Source organism: Mycobacterium sp., assembly GCF_032159765.1.
Taxonomy (GTDB): Bacteria; Actinomycetota; Actinomycetes; order Mycobacteriales; family Mycobacteriaceae; genus Mycobacterium.
Window position 1 is genome coordinate 26,108 of record NZ_JAVHWM010000205.1, and the last position, 21,831, is coordinate 47,938.

At 65.9% G+C, this 21,831-nt stretch carries 19 protein-coding genes; 12 read left to right on the forward strand and 7 right to left on the reverse strand.

Annotated features, from left to right (window positions below; genetic code table 11):
* Positions 1–11: 11 nt before the first annotated feature.
* Genes ruvC through QOH60_RS26515 form a run of 6 tightly spaced genes read left to right on the forward strand, consistent with a single transcriptional unit; the run spans position 12 to position 4,088 of the window.
* Positions 12–566 (forward strand): crossover junction endodeoxyribonuclease RuvC, encoded by a 555-nt coding sequence (gene ruvC / locus QOH60_RS26490; protein ID WP_526424854.1) that lies wholly within the window; start codon positions 12–14, stop codon positions 564–566.
* Complete coding sequence (ruvA, locus tag QOH60_RS26495; protein WP_526424855.1) at positions 563–1,156, forward strand: Holliday junction branch migration protein RuvA; 594 nt, start codon at positions 563–565, stop codon at positions 1,154–1,156. The genes ruvC and ruvA overlap by 4 nt, the downstream gene beginning before the upstream one ends.
* 28 nt (positions 1,157–1,184) lie before the next feature.
* Entirely contained in the window at positions 1,185–2,246 is a 1,062-nt protein-coding gene (ruvB, locus tag QOH60_RS26500) for a Holliday junction branch migration DNA helicase RuvB (RefSeq protein ID WP_526424856.1), read from the forward strand.
* Between the two features lie 15 nt (positions 2,247–2,261).
* A complete protein-coding gene (locus QOH60_RS26505) occupies positions 2,262–2,921 on the forward strand; it encodes a hypothetical protein (RefSeq protein WP_526424857.1) in 660 nt (219 codons plus the stop codon).
* 6 nt (positions 2,922–2,927) lie between these two features.
* Positions 2,928–3,314: a DUF1304 domain-containing protein gene (locus tag QOH60_RS26510; RefSeq protein ID WP_526424858.1), complete on the forward strand. Its 387-nt coding sequence runs from the start codon at positions 2,928–2,930 to the stop codon at positions 3,312–3,314.
* Positions 3,315–3,371: 57 nt separating this feature from the next.
* Positions 3,372–4,088 carry a hypothetical protein gene (locus tag QOH60_RS26515; protein ID WP_526424859.1) on the forward strand — a complete coding sequence of 239 codons (717 nt, stop codon included), beginning with the start codon at positions 3,372–3,374 and terminating at the stop codon, positions 4,086–4,088.
* A gap of 7 nt (positions 4,089–4,095) precedes the next feature.
* Here QOH60_RS26515 and QOH60_RS26520 read toward each other — a convergent pair whose 3' ends face one another.
* From QOH60_RS26520 to QOH60_RS26540, 5 genes are all read right to left on the reverse strand, one after another.
* A complete protein-coding gene (locus QOH60_RS26520; protein ID WP_526424860.1) occupies positions 4,096–5,067 on the reverse strand; it encodes an NAD-dependent epimerase/dehydratase family protein in 972 nt (323 codons plus the stop codon).
* Between the two features lie 63 nt (positions 5,068–5,130).
* On the reverse strand, positions 5,131–6,219 hold the full coding sequence (locus tag QOH60_RS26525; protein ID WP_526424861.1) for a TIR domain-containing protein: 1,089 nt from the start codon (positions 6,217–6,219) through the stop codon (positions 5,131–5,133).
* A gap of 8 nt (positions 6,220–6,227) precedes the next feature.
* Positions 6,228–7,661 carry an aminobutyraldehyde dehydrogenase gene (locus QOH60_RS26530; RefSeq protein ID WP_526424862.1) on the reverse strand — a complete coding sequence of 478 codons (1,434 nt, stop codon included), beginning with the start codon at positions 7,659–7,661 and terminating at the stop codon, positions 6,228–6,230.
* A 22-nt stretch (positions 7,662–7,683) separates the two neighbouring features.
* Complete coding sequence (gene gabT / locus QOH60_RS26535; RefSeq protein ID WP_526424863.1) at positions 7,684–9,030, reverse strand: 4-aminobutyrate--2-oxoglutarate transaminase; 1,347 nt, start codon at positions 9,028–9,030, stop codon at positions 7,684–7,686.
* Between the two features lie 45 nt (positions 9,031–9,075).
* Complete coding sequence (locus QOH60_RS26540) at positions 9,076–11,466, reverse strand: hypothetical protein (protein ID WP_526424864.1); 2,391 nt, start codon at positions 11,464–11,466, stop codon at positions 9,076–9,078.
* A 297-nt stretch (positions 11,467–11,763) separates the two neighbouring features.
* On the opposite strand from QOH60_RS26540, the gene yajC reads away from it, so the two are divergent.
* The 6 genes from yajC to QOH60_RS26570 all read left to right on the forward strand — a co-directional run bounded on the left by yajC (position 11,764) and on the right by QOH60_RS26570 (position 19,823).
* Entirely contained in the window at positions 11,764–12,114 is a 351-nt protein-coding gene (gene yajC / locus QOH60_RS26545; RefSeq protein WP_526424865.1) for a preprotein translocase subunit YajC, read from the forward strand.
* Between the two features lie 68 nt (positions 12,115–12,182).
* Positions 12,183–13,973 (forward strand): protein translocase subunit SecD, encoded by a 1,791-nt coding sequence (gene secD, locus QOH60_RS26550; RefSeq protein WP_526424866.1) that lies wholly within the window; start codon positions 12,183–12,185, stop codon positions 13,971–13,973.
* Between the two features lie 17 nt (positions 13,974–13,990).
* The gene (secF, locus tag QOH60_RS26555; RefSeq protein WP_526424867.1) at positions 13,991–15,277 is read left to right on the forward strand and encodes a protein translocase subunit SecF; all 1,287 of its coding nucleotides are present in this window, start codon (positions 13,991–13,993) and stop codon (positions 15,275–15,277) included.
* 4 nt (positions 15,278–15,281) lie between these two features.
* Positions 15,282–16,925: an ABC transporter substrate-binding protein gene (locus QOH60_RS26560; protein ID WP_526424868.1), complete on the forward strand. Its 1,644-nt coding sequence runs from the start codon at positions 15,282–15,284 to the stop codon at positions 16,923–16,925.
* The gene (locus QOH60_RS26565) at positions 16,922–17,461 is read left to right on the forward strand and encodes an adenine phosphoribosyltransferase (protein WP_526424882.1); all 540 of its coding nucleotides are present in this window, start codon (positions 16,922–16,924) and stop codon (positions 17,459–17,461) included. The genes QOH60_RS26560 and QOH60_RS26565 overlap by 4 nt, the downstream gene beginning before the upstream one ends.
* Positions 17,462–17,489: 28 nt before the next feature.
* Positions 17,490–19,823, forward strand: a complete 2,334-nt coding sequence (locus QOH60_RS26570; RefSeq protein WP_526424869.1) for a RelA/SpoT family protein — start codon at positions 17,490–17,492, stop codon at positions 19,821–19,823.
* Here the strand turns inward: QOH60_RS26570 and QOH60_RS26575 are convergent.
* Positions 19,820–20,515 (reverse strand): GPP34 family phosphoprotein, encoded by a 696-nt coding sequence (locus tag QOH60_RS26575; RefSeq protein ID WP_526424870.1) that lies wholly within the window; start codon positions 20,513–20,515, stop codon positions 19,820–19,822. The genes QOH60_RS26570 and QOH60_RS26575 overlap by 4 nt on opposite strands.
* Positions 20,484–21,710 carry a preprotein translocase subunit SecD gene (locus QOH60_RS26580; protein WP_526424871.1) on the reverse strand — a complete coding sequence of 409 codons (1,227 nt, stop codon included), beginning with the start codon at positions 21,708–21,710 and terminating at the stop codon, positions 20,484–20,486. Before QOH60_RS26580 ends, QOH60_RS26575 begins: the two co-directional genes overlap by 32 nt.
* Between the last annotated feature and the right edge of the window lie 121 nt (positions 21,711–21,831).

The window sequence follows — 21,831 nt, forward strand, 5'->3', positions numbered from 1 at the left end:
AGGCGGCGCGCGTGCGTGTCATGGGAGTCGATCCTGGGCTGACCCGCTGCGGGCTGTCCTTGATCGAAAGCGCGGGCGGCAGACAGCTTGTCGCGCTCGACGTGGATGTGGTGCGTACGCCCACCGACATGCCGCTGCACCGGCGGTTGCTGGCCATCAGCGAAGCGGCCGAACACTGGATGGACACGCACTGCCCTGACGTGATCGCGATTGAACGCGTGTTCTCGCAGCAGAACGTGTCCACGGTGATGGGGACCGCGCAGGCCGGCGGAGTGGTCGCGCTGGCCGCCGCCCGCAGGAACATCGATGTGCACTTCCACACCCCGAGTGAGGTCAAGGCGGCGGTTACGGGCAGCGGCGTGGCGGGCAAGGCTCAGGTCACCGCAATGGTGACGAAAATCCTTGGGCTGCAGACAAAACCGGCGCCCGCCGATGCCGCTGACGCGCTCGCGTTGGCGATCTGCCACTGTTGGCGCGCGCCCACGCTCGCGCGGATGGAGCAGGCAAAGGCATTAGCCGAGCAGCAGCGCAAGAAGTTCGAAGCGAAGGTGAAGGCGGCACGGTGATTGCATCGATTCGTGGGGAAGTTCTCGAGTTGGCCCTCGACCACGTCGTCATCGAAGCCTGCGGCGTCGGGTATCGAGTCAACGCGACGCCGTCGACGCTGGCGACGCTCCACCGCGGCAGCGAGGCCCGGCTGGTGACCGCGATGATCGTGCGCGAGGACTCGATGACGTTGTACGGCTTCGCTGATGGCGACGCGCGCGACCTGTTCACCACCTTGCTGTCGGTGTCGGGCGTAGGGCCTCGCCTGGCGATGGCGACACTCGCCGTGCACGAGGCGCCTGCGTTGCGCCAGGTGCTCGCGGACGGTGATGTCACGGCGCTCACCCGGGTGCCGGGTATCGGCAAGCGCAGCGCCGAGCGGATGGTCCTCGAGCTTCGTGACAAGGTGGGCGCTGTCTACGCGACGGCAGGCGCGCCCGCCGTCAACGGCCACTCCGTACGCGGACCTGTGGTGGAAGCCCTTGTCGGTCTTGGGTTTGCGTCGAAGCAAGCCGAGGAGGCCACCGACAGAGTGCTCTCGGGAGACGATGGTGCCACCACGTCGAGCGCGCTGCGTGCCGCCCTGTCGTTGCTGGGCAGGACGAAGTGATGAGCGCTTGCGCGAAGAGGAGATGGCCATGAGTCGCTTCGACGACGCCGCGGAACCGGAGGACCGGGAGGTCTCCGCGGCTCTGACGGTCGGCGAGGGCGACATCGACGCGAGCCTGCGGCCCCGCACGCTGGACGAGTTCATCGGCCAGCCGCGTGTGCGCGAACAGCTCCAGCTCGTCCTCGAAGGCGCGAAGAACCGCGGCAGCACACCGGATCACATCCTGCTGTCCGGGCCGCCCGGGCTCGGCAAGACGTCGCTGGCGATGATCATCGCCTCCGAGCTGGGGAGTGCGTTGCGGTTGACGTCGGGGCCGGCGCTGGAGCGTGCCGGCGACCTTGCGGCCATGCTGTCCAACCTGGTCGAGCATGACGTGCTGTTCATCGACGAGATCCACCGCATCGCCCGGCCGGCCGAAGAAATGCTGTACCTGGCCATGGAAGACTTCCGCGTCGACGTCATCGTCGGGAAAGGTCCAGGGGCGACGTCGATTCCGCTCGACGTCGCGCCCTTCACGCTCGTCGGCGCCACCACCCGGTCGGGCGCGCTCACTGGCCCCCTGCGGGACCGGTTTGGATTCACCGCGCACATGGACTTCTACGATCCGGCCGAGCTCGAGCAGGTGCTGGCGCGCTCGGCGCGAATCCTTGGCATCGCGTTGGACAGTGACGCCGGCGCGGAGATTGCCAGCCGCTCGCGCGGCACACCGCGCATCGCGAACCGGCTGCTGCGCCGCGTCCGCGATTACGCCGAGGTCAGAGCCGACGGCGTGATTACCCGCGACGTCGCCAAACAGGCGCTGGCGGTCTACGACGTCGACGAACTCGGGCTGGACCGCCTGGACCGTGGCGTGCTTAACGCGCTGATCCGAAGTTTCGGTGGGGGTCCGGTGGGCGTGTCGACACTCGCCGTTGCCGTCGGCGAGGAAGTGACCACGGTCGAGGAGGTGTGCGAGCCGTTCCTGGTGCGGGCCGGGATGGTCGCGCGGACTCCCCGTGGACGGGTAGCCACCACCTTGGCCTGGACCCACCTGGGCATGCGGCCACCTGCGGGTGCCAGCGGGCTGGGACAACCCAGGCTCTTCGACTAGGAAAGGGACACGCAGATGGGGACGCTGGCAACGCGTATCGGCGGAGCCTTCGGGATCTTGGCCGCGCTTGTGATGATTCCCGCGTTCACGGTAGGTAGCCCCGATCAGCCGCACACCGCCGACGAGGCCCGCGCGTACTACGACGCCGGCACCTCGTTTGTCACGGCCAACGGCACGGTGCCGATGCTGCACACGCTCTTCGGCATTGTTTTCGTCGGCGCGCTGACGTCCATGCTGATCCGCGCGGTCGGTCCGCGAGCGGAGATTTACATCGCGCTGGCGGGGGGTGTGATCTGGCTCGCGCTGACGGCCGCGGGTCTTGCCGTCGAGGTTGCGTTTCCCGCCACGATCGTCCGATTCGGCGACGTGACCGTCAACGCAGTAAGTCAGCCGCTGCTCGTGTTGTCGACCTGGCTTTATCACTATTCGCAACTTGGTGCTGCCGCGATGATTCTCAGCTCATCGATCTCGATCTGGCGCACCGGCGTGCTGCCTAAATGGGCGTGCGCGCTGGGGATACTGGGCATACCGCCGCTGCTGCACACTTGGATTCCGCTGCCCGCCGCGATCAGCACCCTGGTCTGGGTCGGATTGATCGGTGTGGTGATGCTGGTCGCGGCGAAGCAGACTAGGCCGGCCGCGGTGGAAGCCCGCGCCGCGAAAGTGGAAGGTTGAGCTGACATGGAGATTGCAGCCCTGGTGTTCGCCGCGCTCGCGGCACTGGTTCATGTCTACATTTGGGTGCTCGAGTCGTTCTTGTGGACGGCACCCCGCACCAGGGCGGCATTCGGGACATCCGAGGAAGAGGCTGCGGCCACGAAGCTGCTCGCGCTGAACCAGGGTTTCTACAACCTGTTCCTGGCGATCGTCACCGCCGTCGGCGTCGTGTACTTCGCGGGCGGTTGCGTGCCGGTCGGATCCGCGCTGATCTTCGCAGGAACTGCGTCTATGGCGCTGGCGGCCGTCGTGCTGGTGGTCTCGTCGCCGGACAAAGCGCGCGGCGCGCTGATCCAGGGCACGTTTCCGCTTGTTGCAATCGTGTTGCTCGCGGTCTCTTTGATGCGCTGACGGTTATGGCGTCACCCGATGCGGGTACTCGCGTCCCGGTCGGAAAAAGGAGACGTCATGAACGAGATGGACAGCGACGTGCCCGTGCGCGGCAGTCGGATGCGAATCGCACGCAGCCGTGGGGCGGCGAGCGGCTTTTTACTCATTCTGTTGGGAGCGTGGGGCGCGCTGATTCCGTTCGTCGGGCCCTCCTTCGATTTTGCGTACAGCCCGGATCAGATGTGGGTCTGGACGACGGCACGCGGCTGGCTCGAAGTGCTGCCTGGCGCGGTCGCCGTGGTCGGAGGCGTGCTGTTGCTGAGCTCGCGCAACCGAGCGACAGCGATGCTCGGCGGTTGGCTGACTGTGGCCGCCGGAGCGTGGTTCGTTGTCGGGCGGACGTTCACCAACCTGTTGAGCATGGGGGACCCCGGCACTCCGATCGCGGTTCGGGAAGTCAAACGCGTGGCGTTGGAGATCGCTTACTTCTCCGGGCTCGGTGTGCTGATCGTGTTCCTCGGCGCGGTGGCGATAGGCCGGGTTTCGGTACGCAGTCTGCGCGACGTGCAGGTCGCGCAGAGCGCGGTCGTCACGCCGGAACCGGTCACCGAGACGCCGCGCTCGGTGGTCGCGACCGAGCCGCCGCCGTCGGCGACGACGGAGCCGGTTCAACCCGCGTTCGGGCGCCACGCCGAGCCGCAGACCGAACGCATGCCGGTCGAACGGGTCGAGGAGCCGGAGCATCGCGGGTTCGGCTGGTTCCGGCGGCACCGCCAGACGACCACCACCCGCTGATTCGCCGTTAGGCCGCCCGTAACTCGGCCAGTCCGTCGGCCCGGTCTTTGATGGGCTGATAGCCGAGTTCGCGGCGGGCCTTGGCGATATTGATCGTGCATTCCTGCGACGAAACCCAGTAGGTGAAGCGCGTCAGCGGCGGCTGACCCGGCAGCGGGAAGACGCGCCACAGACTCTCGCTCGTCGCGGCCAGGGGCCCCGCCACCCATGTGGGGATCGACCGGCTCGGTGGCGTGACGCCCTGAGTTTCCAGCAGTGCACAGACGAACTCGCGAAACTCCACGGGCTCTCCGTCGGTGACGAAGTACACCTCCCCGCCGCGTCCCTTGCGTGCGCCCAGCACCAGTCCCTCGACGACGTTGTCGACATGCGTGACGTCGGTGAGCTGCTTCCCGCCGCCGATCCAGGCGAACTTGCCCGCCTTCACCATCTCGACCATCGCCGGCAGAAGCGTCGTATCGCCCGCGCCCCACACGAAACGCGGCCGCACCACCACGGTTTCGAAACCCTCGCCGTTCGCGTCCTTCACGGCCTGCTCGGCGCGCGCCTTCGTGGCCGGATAGGGCGCAGGCGAGTCGGGCCTTAGCGGCGCGGTCTCGTCGACGTTGTGCAACGGCTCCCCGGCGATCAGCACCGCCTCGGTGCCGCAATGCACAAACCGCGCCACACCTGCGGATCGTGTTGCGGTCAGGACGTTTTCGGTGCCGGTGACGTTGTCGCGGACGAAGTCCTCCCACGGGCCCGACTGCTCGACGTTGGCTGCGAGGTGGTAGGCCGTATCGCAACCCTCGGCGCCCGCCGTCATCGCCGCAACGTCGGCGAGGTCGCCGCGCACCGCTTGGGCGCCCAGCGCCTCGACCGCGGCGGCCGAACGGTCCGAGCGCGCCAGTGCACGCACGTGCACACCGTCGGCGACGAGTCGCGTGATCAGCCGCCCGCCGATGAAACCCGACCCGCCGGTCACGAATGCGGTACTCATGTTGCCCCTCTCGCCGAAAGTGAAGCCATGGTTGTAAATCAGCCGAAACTACGACATGGAATTCTATTTCGGCGCAGCGGGGTTGACGTTTGGGCAGATGAAATTGAGCCAGTACTGCGTCCGCGACTCGGTGTCGGAGCCGTTGATTACCCATTCAGCGGGATTCTTCGCAGTCATGCTCACCGAGGGGATCCCTGGCGACTTGATCTGAGGGAGCACCACGTTCTCGGCGACCGGCGGATTTGCGAACAAGTCGACGGTGGCGCTGAGCTTCTCGCGATCGGCTGAGATCGTGAGTTGATCTTTGGTCAATACGCATTTGGTGTCACTGAGCGGGATGTTCTGATTTCTTCCCGCGACCGTGTACGTGAGTTTGAGCGCCTTTTGGCCTGCCGGTTCGTCAGTCGATGGCGTGAAGATCAGCCAGCCGACAACCAACCCGACAACGATGGCGACAGTCGCGGCCGCCACCAGCAACACGGCCTTGCGCCGACGGGCCGGCGCGCCCAGTGACGATCGCAGCGTGTCGACCTCCGTACGCGTTTGATGCGTGACGTCGGAGCGGGCACCGAGGGTGTCGAGCAAGCGCGCGATGTCACGCTGCGCGATGGGATCGTCACCGATCTCCTGCAGCGCCGTGCGGATCTCGAACACCAACTGCGCCTGCTCATGTGGGCTCAGTTGCGGGGCGGCGACCGCTGTGCCCAGCCGCGCGATGTTCGCGAACGGCATCGGAGGTGGCGGCGGCAGTGGGTCAGGCAGGGGTGCGAGTCTGGCGTGCAGCTCTTGGACGGCGTGAAACAGCCGGACTCCTGTCTCTGGCGTCTGTTCTCGGTAGTCCACCACATGGAGTGCAGCAAGCGGTTGCGCTCTCATCGTGTCGACTGCTGCGACCTGGACGGGCAGGATCGGCCGCTGCAGGGCCTGGGCGTACCCCAACTCGGCCTGGCACGGTTGTGATTTCAGTGAGCGGTTGGACATCGCAAACACCACGATGTCGCAGCCACGGATCCGATCGAGGATCGCGTTCCACCACTGCTGACCGCCACCGAGTTCGTCGTCGTACCACACCTCGTGCGCGTGCCGCAGAGCCGCCACCAACTTGTGGACTGCCGCGCCGTCGCGGCTGGAGTAACTGACGAATATCCTCATCGGCCGCGCTAGCCGATGTTGACCATCACGTGCTTGACGCGGGTGTATTCCTCGAACCCGTACATGGAGAGGTCCTTGCCGTGGCCCGATGACTTGAAGCCACCATGCGGCATCTCAGCGACGATCGGGATGTGTGTGTTGATCCATACGCATCCGAAATCCAGTGCCGCAGACATGCGCAACGCCACCGACACGTCCTTCGTCCACACCGACGACGCCAGCCCGTACTCGACACCGTTGGCCAGCCGGGCCACGCCCTCGACGTCGTCGAACGACTGCACGGTGATCACCGGCCCGAAGATCTCATTCTGCGACAGCCGATCGTCTTGGCGCAGGCCGCCGATGACGGTCGGCTCGACGTAGTAGCCGGTGTCGCCCTGCCGATGTCCGCCGATTGCGACCGACGCGTGGTCGGGCACCTCGTTGAGGAAGCCGAGCACGCGCTGCAGCTGGTTGTCATTGTTGACCGGCGGGACCCACGCGTCCTCATCGTCGGCGGCTCTGCCGAAAGTCGTTGCCGCGCCGCGGGCTTGCTCGGCCAACGCGTCCGTCAAGTCGCTGACCACCGACGCGTGACCGATCACCCTGGTCGCCGCGGTGCAGTCCTGCCCGGCATTGAAATAGCCTGCGGTGGCAATGCCTTCGGCGGCTGCGGCGATGTCGGCGTCCGGGAACACGATCACGGGCGCTTTGCCGCCGAGCTCGAGGTGCGTGCGCTTCAGGTTGGCCCCGGCCGACTCGGCCACCGCCCGCCCGGCCGCGACCGATCCCGTGATCGACACCATCTGCGGTGTCGGGTGCGCCACCAGAGCAGCTCCCGTCGCCCGGTCGCCGGTAACAACATTCAGCACACCGGGTGGCAGGTGCTTGGCCGCGAGCTCGGCCAGCATCACCGTGCTCACCGGGGTGGTGTCGCTGGGCTTGATGACGACGGTGTTGCCTGCCGCGATCGCCGGGACGAACTTCCAGATCGCCATCATCATCGGGTAGTTCCACGGAGTCACCTGCCCGATCACGCCGACCGGCTCGCGGCGGATCCATGAGGTGTGCCCCTCCATGTACTCACCGGCGGATTTGCCCTCCAAAAGCCTTGCCGCACCGGCGAAAAACCTGGTCTGATCGATCATCGGCGGGACTTCCTCGGCCATCGTGACGTGCACGGGCTTGCCCGTGTTGCGCCCCTCGGCCTCGGCAAGTGCCTGGCCTGCCCTCTCCATCTCATCGGCGAAGCCGAGCAGCGCCTTTTGACGCGCCGACGGTGTGGTGCGTTTCCACTCCGAAAACGCCCGCGCCGCAGCCGCATACGCGTTGTCGATGTCCTCGTGGTTGGACACTCCGGCGGTGCCGTACTGTTCACCGGTCGACGGGTCGACCAATGGCATCGTCTCGCCACTCGTCGAGTCGACAAGCTTGCCGTCGATGAAGTTCTGCACTGCGGTCATGTCCGTGCTCCTGTCTTGCCGCTCATTCGCCGGCGTCTTTGAGGATCAATGCCAGTACGTCGAGGCCTTCGATCAATAACTCGTCGCTGATGACAAGCGGCGGCAGGAACCGAAGGATGTTGTTGAAGGTGCCGCACGTCAAGACGATCACGCCCGCCGAGTGCGCGCGAGTGGCGAGCGTCCGGGCCAGCACCGGGTCCGGCTCGGCCGACCCGGATTTCACCAGTTCCACCGCGATCATCGCGCCGCGGCCGCGGACATCACCGATGCGGTCGTCCTCGGCCTGCATCCGCCCGAGCGACGACTTCATCAGCTGCTCGATCTGGACCGCGCGCTGCACGAGGCCGTCGGCCTCGATGGTGTCGATCGTGGCCAGCGCGGCCGCACAGGCGATCGGGTTTCCGCCATAGGTTCCGCCAAGCCCACTGATGTGCGGCGCGTCCATGATCTCGCTGCGACCGGTCACTGCCGACAACGGCAGTCCGTCGGCAATGCCCTTGGCGGTGACGATCAGATCCGGCTCGATGCCTTCGTGTTCGCAGGCGAACATCGTGCCCGTCCGCGCGAAGCCTGTTTGCACCTCGTCGGCGATGAACACCACACCGTTGTCGCGGCACCAGCCCAGCAGGGCGGGTAGGAATCCCTCGGCGGGGACGATGAATCCACCCTCGCCCTGGATCGGTTCGATGACTATCGCCGCGAGGTTGTCCGCGCCAATCGCCTTGTCGATGGCCGTGATTGCGCGCTCGGCGGCCAGCGCGCCGTCCGTGGCCAGCTCCTTGCTCAGCAGTCCGTCGCGGTACGGATAGGACAGCGGCGCGCGGTAGATCTCGGGCGCGAACGGACCGAAGCCACTCTTGTACGGCATCGACTTCGCGGTCAGCGCCATGGTCAGGTTGGTGCGTCCGTGATACGCGTGGTCGAACGCGACGACGGCGGTCTTGCGGGTGTAGACCCGTGCGATCTTGACGGCGTTCTCGACGGCTTCTGCGCCCGAATTGAAGAGTGCCGAACGCTTTTCGCCGACGCCCGGGGTCAGCGCGTTGAGTCGCTCGGCCACCGCCACATAGCCCTCGTAGGGCGTGATCATGAAGCACGTGTGTGTGAACTCGGCGACCTGGCGAGACACGGCGTCGACAACCCGTGGCGCCGCGTTGCCGATCGTGGTGACCGCGATCCCGGAGCCGAGGTCGATCAGCCGGTTTCCGTCGACGTCCTCGACGATCCCGCCGCCCGCGGCGGCCGCATAGACGGGCATCGTGGTGCCGACGCCGCGCGGTACGGCCGCGGCCTTGCGATCGATGAGTTCCCTCGACCTCGGGCCGGGAATCTCAGTGACGAGCCTGCGGCTCTGCTCCAGGACGGTCAACGGCTCTCCTCACGCGGCCCCACCCGCAAGTGAGCCTAGTGCGAATCACGTGATCTGCTGGGCGGTTAGGGAATCGGAGTTCGCGGGCGAGGATTCGCCGACCTCCAGATCGTCGGCCTCCAGCGGTCCTTCGTAAGTGCTCGCGAACTCCGCGGCTGTGACAGGCCACAACTCTCCGTCGGCGTCGCGCACCACCCAGTCGTCGTTTCCAGTTTTCACTGATCGGACAACTTCGTTGAGACGAGACGGGCGCGCCTCGACAATCCCCGTTCGGGACCAGCGTCCCTCGTCGTCTTGCGTATGCGTGGCGCGGAAGATGTCGTCGGCCACCGCATGGATTTGACCGTCAGCGCCTTCGACGGCCCAGTCGCCCGCTTCGGCGTGCATCGTCTCTCCGCTAGCCGAGGTCCAGGTGAACGGTTCGGCGTGGCGTTCAGCCACCACGGTGCCGCTGCGCCGGTACGTCTCCCACACCGGCCGCGAGCGGTACCCGAGTTCGTGCAATGCCAGCAGCGTGTCGGAGACGCTCGCTGTGACCTTCTTCAATCGGACCGGGTCATCTTTGACCACAGACCAGTCGACGAGCTGGTCGGTGATCTCATTGGCGTCATCGCGGACCGCGCCGTATTTCCAGCCGGCCTCGCGGTAGTACCTGCACCAGTCTTCGTGTTCGGCCCGCGCCATCGCCAAGGCGGCCTCGCGGTCGAACCCCATCCGTTCGAGCTGCTCGAGCGGGTCGAGATTCTGCAGGTCCCGTAGTGCGGCGTCGGATCCGCGCCGGCCGCGGGTGCTCCAGGTGTGTTCGGCGATCTCTTCGACCATCCCGAGCGTGTGGGTGACGAGGCGCCGGTTTGACCCGCGGTAGAACTCGTTGAGTTTCGACCAGGGGACCGCCGCCGGCACCTCGGCGGCGTATCGCTCGTGGATGAGCCGCGCCGCGCGTTCCCACGCATCGTGTGCCTGGCCTTTCGGAAGGTCCATCGCGAGCCGGTAAGTGCGCAGCTTGCCTACCAGCGGCTGCCGGTCCTCGGTGACCCGTGCTTTTGGGTCCCATGCGTATACGAGCGTCGTCGGGAAGCGGTTCGCCAGCCGGATCCCGGCCGTGGGGTCGACGACTGCGGCGTCCGAGTCGACGAAGATGACAGCCGTGGCCGCTGCCTCGCCGCTGTCGGACAGCAAGTCCGACAGCACGCGCACCGATGGCGGGTTCGTTACCGCCTCGATCGCCGGCCGATCCGCTCGCAGCCCGAACTCCTCACGATGCCGTTCGTGGTCCTCGCGGTATTCGTCGGAGTTCTCGGCGAGCAAGGTCAGCGCCGGCAGGGGCTGGTCTCTGGGATCGGGGTAGAAGTCTCGTTCGGCCTGGCGGCGCGAGAGGTCGGCGAGCAGCGCCAGCGTGAGCGGCGAGGAGCCCGCGATGACGATCCGCTTGAGGCCGCTGGTGGTCAGGATGCGGTCGAGCAGTCGGCGCGCGGTGACCTCGTACATCCCGACTGCGTCGGCGAGCCAGGGGCGGTCGGCTCCGCCGAATTGTTGCGCCCGCCATGCTTCGGCCTGCCACGGGTCGTCGATCCTGACGATCAGCGGGATGCGACGAGTCCGGCCGATCTCGGTGAGGCGGTCGGTGATCGTGCTGAGGCGTTGCAGGTTGGTCCAGGGGTCGGGGGAGAGCAGATAGAGCCTGTTCAGGCGTCGCCACATCGCGAGTGCCTTGAGCGCGTCGGGCTTGTTGAGATCCACGGAGATGACGCGAGCCCCGAGCGCGCGTGACTGTCGCTCGGTGACACCTTCGGCGTTGTCGGTCACCACCACCAGGGTGCTGCCCGGGTCCAACGTCGAGCCGATGGCGCCGAGCAGTGTCTGTGCGGCTTCGTCGATGCCGACGACAGCCGTCACCGACTTGGCGAAGAAGACCCGCAGCCGATCCATCCTGGACTGGAACACCGCGGCCGCGATGCCGATCAGGCTGATGAACAACGCGCTCAGTGCCGCGATCCGCGCCAACTCGAGGGCCGGCGGTATCGGAGAGGGGCAGGCTCCCCGGCCGGTGATGATCGGGTCGCCCATGCCGCCCTTTACCAGGGCGGCACCCCAGATGAGCTGAGTGAACCCGGGGGTGCGGTCGGCGTCGCACGGCACGTACGAGGCGATGCCCAAAACAAGGCTCACTGCGCTCAAGACGACGACGATCGTGATCGAGGTGCCTGCGTTGCTGCGGCGTGAGATATACAGCTGGAAGCACACCGCTCCCAGTGCAAACACCGCCAGCGCCAACGTCCAGAACGACCCAGGCCTGCCGTACCCGGCAAGTTGATCAGGCAGCGACTCGGCCGCTCGAGGGTAGGCCGCGAACAGCACCAGCGACCCGATTACCACCGCGGCGAATGCCGCAACGGCAATCCGGCTCGCCGCCGACGTCCCGGGTGAGATCCGCAATGGACGCTCCTTGCTCTGTTGTCGACCAGGCAACCTGCAGAAATCCTTCCACCGACCGGTACCCATATGCACATGGGCAGCAATCTTGGGGCGGGCGAAGCGGCTGCGCGAAGAGCAAGAACGTCGATGAGCCGCTTGCGCGAAGAGCAAGAAAGGTCGATGACCCGATTGCGCGAAGAGCAAAAAACTGAGCGCGCCCCGAGGGCCGCCCTGGCGCAGATGGCACACTGGTCAGTTGCGAGGCCCTGCGCCTGCGGGGCTCATACCGCCTGTACTACATGAAAGACTTGTGCACTCATGGATCTGCTCATCTTCCTGCCGTTGTTCGTCGTCATGGGTGTGTTCCTGTTCTTCGCGTCACGGCGCCAGAAGAAAGCCATGCAAGCCACCATTGACCTGCACGAATCGCTGCAGATCGGCGATCGGGTGCACACCACGTCGGGACTGCAGGCCACGATTATGGGCATCACCGACGACACGGTCGACCTCGAAATCGCCCCAGGTGTGATCACCACCTGGATGAAGCTGGCGATCCGGGACCGCATCTTGGACGACGAGGACGAGGACGAGGATGCCGACGGCGAAATCAACCGCGAGCTGACCGACAGTGACGCGATAGAGGAACCCCGCCGACTCACCAGCGACTGACAGCGCGTCGGCGGCACGTACGCTCGGCCGCTGTAGACGAAACAAAACCCTGAGGAGATAGAAGGACTGTGGCGTCGTCGTCGCCGCCGGTGCACCCTGCCCGGTACCTAGGCTTTTTCTTGATCCTGGCCATCGGCGTGTATCTGCTGGTGTTCCTTACCGGTGACAAGCAGACAAGACCAAAGCTCGGCATCGATCTGCAAGGCGGCACGCGGGTGACGCTGACCGCGCGCACCCCCAACGGCTCCCGGCCCACTGACGATGCGCTCCGGCAGGCCCAGCAGATCATCCTCGCTCGCGTGAACGGGCTCGGCGTTTCGGGATCTGAAGTGGTGATTGACGGCGACCACCTCGTGATTACTGTTCCGGGCACCGACGGGAATGAGGCGAAAAGCCTCGGTAAAACCGCCCAGCTCTTCATCCGGCCGGTGATCGATTCCGTCCCGATCGGGCCCCAGGCGCCGCCAGGAGGGATGCCTGAGCCGCCGCCGGGCGGGATACCCGGGATGCCGCCCGGTATGGCGCCGAGTGGGAATCCCGGTGAGCCGCCCGCGCCGGGTGCGGTTCCGGGCGAGGGCGCCCCGCCGGCTGCGAATCCTGGTGAGAGCCAACCACCTCCTCAGCCGCGGCCATATCCACAGGAGCCTGCGCCGCCCGCGCCGCCGCCCCCTCCTGGCCCAGAGCCCCCGCCGGGTCCGCCGCCGCAGGGCCCGCCCCCTGACCCGGTAAAGGACCGCACGAAGGCAATCGCCTTCCAGAAGTTGTTGCGCCAGACGCCGGGCGTGGAGCGCCAGGCAGCTATCTATCTGATGCAAACCCGGTGTGAAGGCCCCGACCTCCTCGCCGGCAACGACGACCCGAACCTGCCGCTGGTCACGTGTGGTGAAGGTGCCACCAAGGACCAGAAGATGATCTACGTGCTGGACAAGTCGATCATCAGCGGCGATCAAATCGACACCGCCAGTTCAGGTTTCGATAAGCAGGGCAACAGGTGGGTGGTGGACCTCAAGTTCAAGTCGGCGGGCTCGAACATCTGGGGGGATTACACCGCCGGCCACGTCGGCCAGGCCACCGCGTTCGTGCTCGACTCGAGAGTGGTCAGCGCCCCGGTGATCCGAGAGGCCATTCCGGGTGGAAACACGCAGATCACCGGTGATTTCACCGGCTCGCAGGCGCGTGAGCTCGCCACGGTGCTCAAGTACGGGTCGCTGCCGCTGTCTTTCGAGTCGTCTCAGTCCGAAACTGTCTCTGCGACATTGGGTTTGACATCCCTGCGGGCCGGTCTGATCGCCGGGGCCATCGGTCTGGCGCTCGTGCTGCTCTACTCGCTGCTGTACTACCGGGTGCTAGGCCTGCTCACGGCGTTATCGCTGGTGGCGTCCGGGGTGATGGTTTACGGGATCCTCATCTTGTTGGGCCGCTATATCAATTACACGCTGGACCTCGCCGGCATCGCCGGTCTGATCATCGGCATCGGGACCACTGCGGACTCATTCGTCGTGTTCTTCGAACGCATCAAAGATGAGATCCGCGAAGGCCGTTCGTTCCGCTCGGCGGTACCCAGAGGCTGGGCGCGCGCCCGCAAGACGATCCTTTCGGGTAACGCCGTGAGCTTCCTGGCCGCCGCCGTGCTCTACTTCCTTGCGATCGGCCAGGTGAAAGGTTTCGCGTTCACGCTCGGTTTGACGACGATCCTCGACGTCGTCGTGGTGTTCCTGGTGACCTGGCCGCTGGTGTACATGGCGTCGAAGTCGACGTTGCTGGCCAAACCGGCGTTCAACGGCCTAGGGGCCGTGCAGCAGATCGCGCGGGAACGGCGGGCGGCCGTGCGCACGGGTCCCAAGGGATCGACCGTTTAACAGACATGAGGTAGGGGATGGCTTCGAGTAAGGACGACGTGGAGTCGACGGTCGAAACGCTTGAATCGAACGCGATTGAGGCAGACGCCGTCGACGAGCGCTCGCGCGAAGAGCAGACATCTTCGGCGGCAGTGCCGCACCACAACTTCTTCACCCGGTTGTATACGGGCACCGGCGCGTTCGAGGTCGTCGGCCGACGCAAGATGTGGTTCGCCATCAGCGGGGTCATCGTCGCAATCGCGATCGTGAGCATCGCGGTGCGCGGTTTCACGCTCGGCATCGACTTCAAAGGCGGAACCCAGATCTCGTTCCCGAGTGGCAGCGCGACAACACAGCAGGTCTCGGCGGTGTTCCGGGAAACCATCGGCCACGATCCAGAGCAAGTGGTTCTGATCGGGAACGATCCCAAGACGGTGCAGATCCGCTCGGAGACGTTGACGAACGACCAAACCAACCAGCTGCGAGATGCGTTGTTCAACGCATTCCATCCGACCGTCAATGGCCAGGCCAGTCCCAAGAACATCAGTGACTCCGCGGTGTCGTCCACGTGGGGTGGTGAGATCACCAAAAAGGCGCTGATCGCTCTCGGGGTGTTCCTGATCCTCGTCACCATCTACATCACGGTCCGCTACGAGCGCTACATGGCGGTCTCCGCGCTTGCCGCCCTCGGCTTCGACCTCACCACCACCGCGGGGGTGTACTCGCTCGTCGGCTTCGAGGTCAGCCCGGCCACCGTCATCGGGTTGCTCACCATCCTGGGCTTCTCCCTGTACGACACCGTGATCGTGTTCGACAAGGTCGAGGAGAACACGCACGGGTTCCAGCACACCACCCGGCGGACGTTCGCCGAACAGGCCAACCTCGCCATCAACCAGACATTCATGCGCTCCATCAACACCAGCCTGATCTCCGTGATCCCGGTGATATCGCTGATCGTCGTCGCGGTCTGGCTGCTGGGCGTCGGCACGCTGAAAGACCTCGCGCTGGTTCAGCTGGTCGGCATCATGGTCGGCACGTATTCGTCGATCTTCCTGGCGACCCCGCTGTTGGTGACCTTGCGAGAACGCACCGACCTCGTCAAGACCCACACCCGGCGGGTGCTGCGACGCCGCGGATCGGGCGGCAGCGCAGCGAGCACCGAGGAGGCATCCCCGGCCGACCTCGCGTCCACAGACGAGGAAGAACCCGCCGGACGGCACGCGGTCGCGGTGGCAGCCAAGCCCGCGCCGGGCGCCCGCCCGATTCGGCCCACAGCCAAAACCACGGGACGGCCGACGGGCAAGCGGAACCCGCGGCGGAGCTAACTCGATGCCGCGTCGCAGCTGGCCCGCAGCGGTCGTCGCGGCCGGTCTGCTGATCGCGCCTGCCGCGCTGACCTCCTGCGCGTCAACTCCCGCAGACCAGGTCGACTACGTGGTCGACGGGCCGCTCACCACCTACAACGCCAACAGTGTCGTCGGCGCGGCGTCGGCGGCGCCGCAAGCTTTCGGCCGCGTACTCACCGGGTTCGGCTATCACGGCCCCGACGGGCAGGTAGTTGCTGACCACGACGTCGGCACGGTGTCGGTGGTGGGCCGCGAACCGCTGCTGCTCGACTACACGATCGCCGACAGCGCGGTTTATTCCGACGGCAAGCCGATCACGTGCGACGACATGGTGCTGGCGTGGGCGGCGCAGTCGGGACGCCTGCCCGGTTTCGACGCGGCAAGTCGGGCAGGCTATAGCGACATCGAATCAGTCGACTGCACGCCCGGACAGAAAAAGGCCCGCGTGACGTTCGCCCCGAGCCGGCCGTTCGCCGATTATCCGCAGCTGTTCACGGCGACCTCGTTGATGCCTTCCCATGTGCTGGCCGACCTGCTGGGAGTCGACGTCACCACCGCGCTGCAGAACAACGACGCGACCGTCGTGGCCAAGATCGCCGACGCCTGGAACACGTTGTGGGATCTCAAACCCGGTGTCAACCTGAGGTGGTTCCCGTCGTCTGGCCCGTACAAGCTGGACTCGGTGCGTTCGGACGGCGCTGTGGTGCTGGTCGTCAACGATCGTTGGTGGGCAACGAAACCGATCACCAAGCGGGTCATCGTCTACCCGCGCGCGGCGGATGTTCCTCAGCGCCTCAAGGACAGCTCGGCGGACGTGGTGGACATCGCCTCCGGCCTGGTCGGTGGACTGACGGTGCCGAACGGCTACGAGCGCGTCGACACCGCGTCGGGGGGCATCCAGCAATTGATTCTCTCCGACGAGGGCGCGCTGGCGGCCCCGGCGGCACGGCGCGCGCTCGCGTTGTGCACGCCCCGTGACGTGATCGCCCGCGACGCGGGGGTGCCGATCGCCAACGTGCGTCTGAACCCGGCGTTGGACGATGCATTCGCCGCAGGGGAGAGCACCGCAGCCAACAACCAATACGCCGCGGCGAACGCCGATGCCGCCAAGGCGGCGCTGAACGGCACGCCATTGACGGTGCGGATCGGCTATCAGGCACCCAACGCCCGGCTCGGCGGAGCGGTCAAGGCCATCGCCACGGCATGTGCGCCCGCCGGGATCACCGTCCAGGACGCGGCGACCGACCACACGGGCCCGCAATCGATCAAGAACAAGGAGATCGAGGTGCTGCTGGCGAGCACCGGGGGCGCGGTAGGCAGCGGTTCCAGCGCGTCGTCATCTATCGACGCGTACGCGCTGCACACCGCCAACGGCAACAACCTGTCCGGGTACTCCAACCCGCAGGTGGACGGCATCATCGACAACCTGGCGATCACGTCCGACGCCAAAGAGATCGCCCGGCTGCTCGGCGACTCCGCGGGTGTCTTGTGGAACGACATGCCGACCCTGCCGCTGTACCGTCAGCAGCGCACCGTGATCTCGTCGAAGAAGATGGAAGCTGTGACCCCTAATCCGACCCGGTGGGGCGCCGGGTGGAACATGGACCGATGGGCACTCAGGGAATGACCGCGCGTGCAGGACGCGATGTTGCCACCGTGATCGCCGCGCTCACCCGCGAGGTCGCCGACTTCCCGTCGCCCGGCATTCAGTTCAAGGACCTCACGCCGGTGCTGGCGGATCCGGACGGTCTGGCTGCGGTGACCGACGCGCTGGCTGACATCGCATCTGGCGCCGAGCTGATCGCTGCGGTCGACGCGCGAGGTTTTCTGCTGGGCGGCGCGGTGGCCACCCGGTTGGGTACAGGGGTGCTGGCCGTGCGCAAGGGTGGAAAGCTGCCGCCGCCGGTGCTGGCGCAGACCTACACGCTCGAATATGGCTCGGCCACGCTGGAGATCCCTGCTGACGGGATCGATCTGGCCGGCCGCAACGTGGTGATCATCGACGACGTGCTGGCCACCGGAGGGACGCTGGCCGCCACTGCGCGGTTGCTTGACGACGCCGGCGCCAACGTCACCGGTGCGGCCGTGGTGCTCGAACTGGTCGGGCTGCGCGGCCGCGACGCGGTGGCTCCTCTGCCCGTCACCAGCTTGCACCAGGTCTGAGCGTTTATCCTCTACTTAGGAGGTGCTGATGGCGGCTGACGATACGGGCGTGGGCCAGGCCGTCCAGACGCCGCCGGCTACCGATACATCCGCGGGCAAGCCCTCGAGCGCGTCGAGGCGGGTTCGTGCCCGGCTGGCCCGCCGGATGACTGCCCAGCGCAGCACCCTCAACCCGGTCCTCGAACCGCTGGTCTCCGTGCACCGCGAGGTCTACCCGAAGGCCGACCTCACGATGCTGCAGCGTGCGTACGAAGTCGCCGAGCAGCGGCACGCCGAACAATTCCGCCGCTCCGGTGACCCGTACATCACCCATCCGTTGGCCGTTGCGAACATCCTGGCCGAACTTGGGATGGATACCACCACGCTGGTCGCCGCCCTGCTGCACGACACGGTCGAGGACACGGGCTACACCTTGGATGCGCTGACCGCCGACTTCGGCGAAGAGGTGGGCCATCTTGTCGACGGGGTGACCAAGCTGGACAAGGTCGTGCTGGGCACGGCGGCCGAGGGGGAGACCATCCGCAAGATGGTGATCGCCATGGCCCGCGATCCACGCGTGCTCGTGATCAAGGTCGCCGACCGCCTGCACAACATGCGCACGATGCGTTTCCTGCCGCCCGAGAAGCAGGCCCGCAAGGCCAGGGAGACCCTGGAAGTCATTGCGCCGCTGGCGCATCGGCTGGGGATGGCAACGGTCAAGTGGGAGCTCGAGGATCTCTCCTTTGCGATCTTGCATCCGAAACGCTACGAGGAGATCGTGCGGCTGGTCGCTGATCGGGCGCCCTCGCGTGACACCTATCTCGCGAAGGTGCGGGCCGAGATCGTCTCGACGCTGGGCGCTTCGAAGATCAACGCCGTGGTCGAAGGAAGGCCCAAGCATTACTGGTCGATCTACCAGAAGATGATTGTCAAGGGCCGCGACTTCGACGACATCCACGACCTGGTGGGTGTGCGCATCCTGTGTGACGAGATCCGTGACTGCTATGCCGCTGTGGGCGTGGTGCATTCGTTGTGGCAACCGATGGCGGGACGCTTCAAGGACTACATCGCGCAGCCGCGGTTCGGTGTGTACCAGTCGCTTCACACGACGGTCGTCGGACCAGAGGGCAAGGGCCTGGAGATCCAGATCCGCACCCGCGACATGCACCGCACCGCGGAGTACGGTATCGCCGCGCACTGGCGGTACAAAGAAGTTAAGGGCCGCAACGGCTTACCGCAGGGGCACGCGGCCGCCGAGATCGACGATATGGCGTGGATGCGACAGTTGCTCGACTGGCAGCGGGAGGCCGCTGACCCTGGGGAGTTCCTCGAGTCGCTGCGCTACGACCTCGCTGTGCAAGAGCTTTTCGTGTTCACCCCGAAGGGCGACGTCATCACGCTGCCCGCCGGCTCCACTCCGGTCGACTTCGCGTACGCGGTGCACACCGAGGTGGGCCACCGCTGCATCGGGGCGCGCGTCAACGGCCGGCTCGTCGCGCTCGAACGCAACCTTGAAAACGGCGAAGTGGTCGAGATTTTCACGTCCAAGGCACCGAACGCCGGTCCGTCACGCGACTGGCAGTCATTTGTCGTCTCGCCCCGAGCGAAGGCGAAGATCCGGCAGTGGTTCGCCAAGGAGCGTCGCGAGGAGGCGCTCGAGGCGGGCAAGGAGGCGATCGCGCGCGAGGTTCGTCGAGGCGGACTGCCGTTGCAGCGGTTGATGAATGCCGAGTCGATGGGCGCACTCGCGCGCGAGCTGCGGTACGCCGACGTTTCGGCGATGTACACCGCCGTGGGCGAGGGCCACGTTTCGGCGCGGCACGTGGTGCAGCGGCTGGTCGCACAGCTGGGTGGTGACGAAGCCGCCGAGGACGAGCTGGCCGAACGGTCGACACCCGCGACAATGCCACTGCGCCAGCGCAATACAGAGGACACCGGGGTGGCGGTTCCGGGTGCACCCGGAGTGCTGACCAAGTTGGCCAAGTGCTGCACGCCGGTACCGGGAGACAATATTCTCGGTTTCGTCACCCGCGGCGGCGGCGTCAGCGTGCATCGCACGGACTGTACGAATGCCGAGTCCCTGCAACATCAATCCGAGCGGATCATCGACGTGGAGTGGGCACCGTCGCCGTCGTCGGTGTTCTTGGTGGCTATTCAGGTCGAGGCGCTCGACCGGCACCGGTTGCTGTCCGATGTCACGCGCGTGCTTGCCGACGAGAAGGTGAACATCCTGTCGGCGTCGGTCACCACCTCCGGTGACCGCGTCGCGATCAGCCGGTTCACGTTCGAGATGGGCGACCCGAAGCACCTCGGTCACGTCCTCAACGTGGTGCGCAACGTCGAAGGCGTCTACGACGTCTATCGGGTGACCTCGGCGGCTTAGCCGCCCCAACTGCTGAGCTGAGAGCGGATATCTGCAAACCGATTCTGGATCGCCTGATGCAAACCCAATATGGGTTCGATTGCCGCAAAGGTCATCTCGCGCAGCTGTGCTCGCTGCTGCGGGTTGTCGATGAAACTGCTCGCCACAGGCATCTGCGCCTGTACAGCGATCAGTCCTATCGCGAGCAGTCGTGGTTCGGCCGGCTTGTCATCGATGGCATTGCGAAGCACCTCAATCATGCGGCGGCCCAAGGTATCGACCATGTCCTGGTCGAAGGGCTCGAAGCGAACGGCAGGAATCACTCCCAGTTTCCGGCATTTGCGTCGTTGTATCCAACCGGACTCTTGAAGTTGATCGTTCACGGCTTGCTGGGTGCGTTCGCGGCCACGGGCGATCCATGACGCCCAGTCCCACCCTCCTGAATCGTTTTGAGCTTCGAGCAGAACCGGATCGTCGGGATGAACCGTTGCGGTGCAACGCACCCGCCCGTTCCTGTCCTCCACAGATCCGGCCAGGTACAGGTCGGTCAGAATCGCGGCACGCAGGGCATAGTGAAGCAGCCAACGTGTATTGACACCGGCCCCGCCGAATCGCCGGTGCGCTCGGTCGTACGCCAGTAGGTAGAGCTGGCCGTGCAGCGCGTGCGGTAGCTGCACTGGATCAACTATCAGATCGAGGGTTGCTGATACCACCGCCGGGACCGTAGGTCGGTGGCTGCCATTGCCAAGTGTCCTGTTCGGGGGTTGGACCCACGGTCCGCCGGCGCCGGGCCAGGTAGATCACCAGACCGATGGTCACCGCAAGCACCACGACCCCAGCGACGACCAGCCCGATCCGCAGCGGCGTCGACGGATTCACCGGAACAGATTTGGGCTCTGCCGGACCCGCCGAGAACGAGATCGGCAGCGCACCGCTTTTCAGTGCGCTCGCCAGATCGCGGGCGGCGTCAGCGGTGAAATCACCTGTGATTTGAGTGTTTCCACCCGGAATGGCCTCTCGGATCACTGGGGCGCTGACCACCTGGGTGTCGATGACGAACCCGGTTGCCGTACCGATGTGGCTGGCGGTGTAGTCGGCCCAGGCGTTCGCGGCGGTCGAGTTGAACGTGAGGTCCACGACCCACCTGTCGCCCTGCTTGTCGAAACCTGAACTGGCGGTGTCGATTTGATCGCCGCTGATGATCGACTTGTCCAGCAGGTAGATCATCTTCTGGTCCTTGGTGCCACCTTCACCACACGTGACCAGCGGCAGGTGCGGGTCGTCGTTGCCGGCGAGGAGGTCGGCGCCGTTACACCGCGTTTGCAACAGATAGACAGCTGCTTGCCGCTCCAGCCCCGGGGTCTGGCGCAGCAGTTTCTGGAATTGGATGGCCTTGGCGCGATCGTTGGCCGGGTCAGGAGGTGGGGCACCCGGCGAGGTCGGCGCGGGTCCGGGGGGAGCGCTCGGTACTCCCGTTGGCGTCAATGAGTCCGGCGCATTGTTAACGGGGAGTGAGTCGATGACGGGCCGGATGTACAGCCGGCCTGACAGCGCGACGCCGCGGATGGGGTCGGCGCTGCGGCCGGGCACGCCGACCACCAATTGATCGCCATCAACATTGACATGTCCCTCGATGCCGAGATCGCGCAGCCGTTCACTGATCACTTCCTGAGATCGCGTCAGCGCCTGGGAAGAAGGGGGCGCACCGTCCGGGGTGTTCGCCGTCAGCGTGACCTCTGTGAGGGCTTCAGACTTACCGCCCAACCACTTGTCCCTGGTCAGGAAACCGACCAGCAGGTAGGCGACGACGAGCACAAGGATCATCAGCGCCACGAGCCACGGGGTGGCTCGCGAACGCGACGGCTGTGGCGGGAGGACGGGCGGTGGCGGAGGCGTTGGCGTATACATCGGATCCCCCTGTCGCCGGGCGCCGCAGCGCAACTCTCTGAGACCTTATGCGGTTGTGATTCGCCAGGCTGGCAGCTCGACGCAACCTGTGGACAGCCGATTGAGTGAACACATGTTTCTG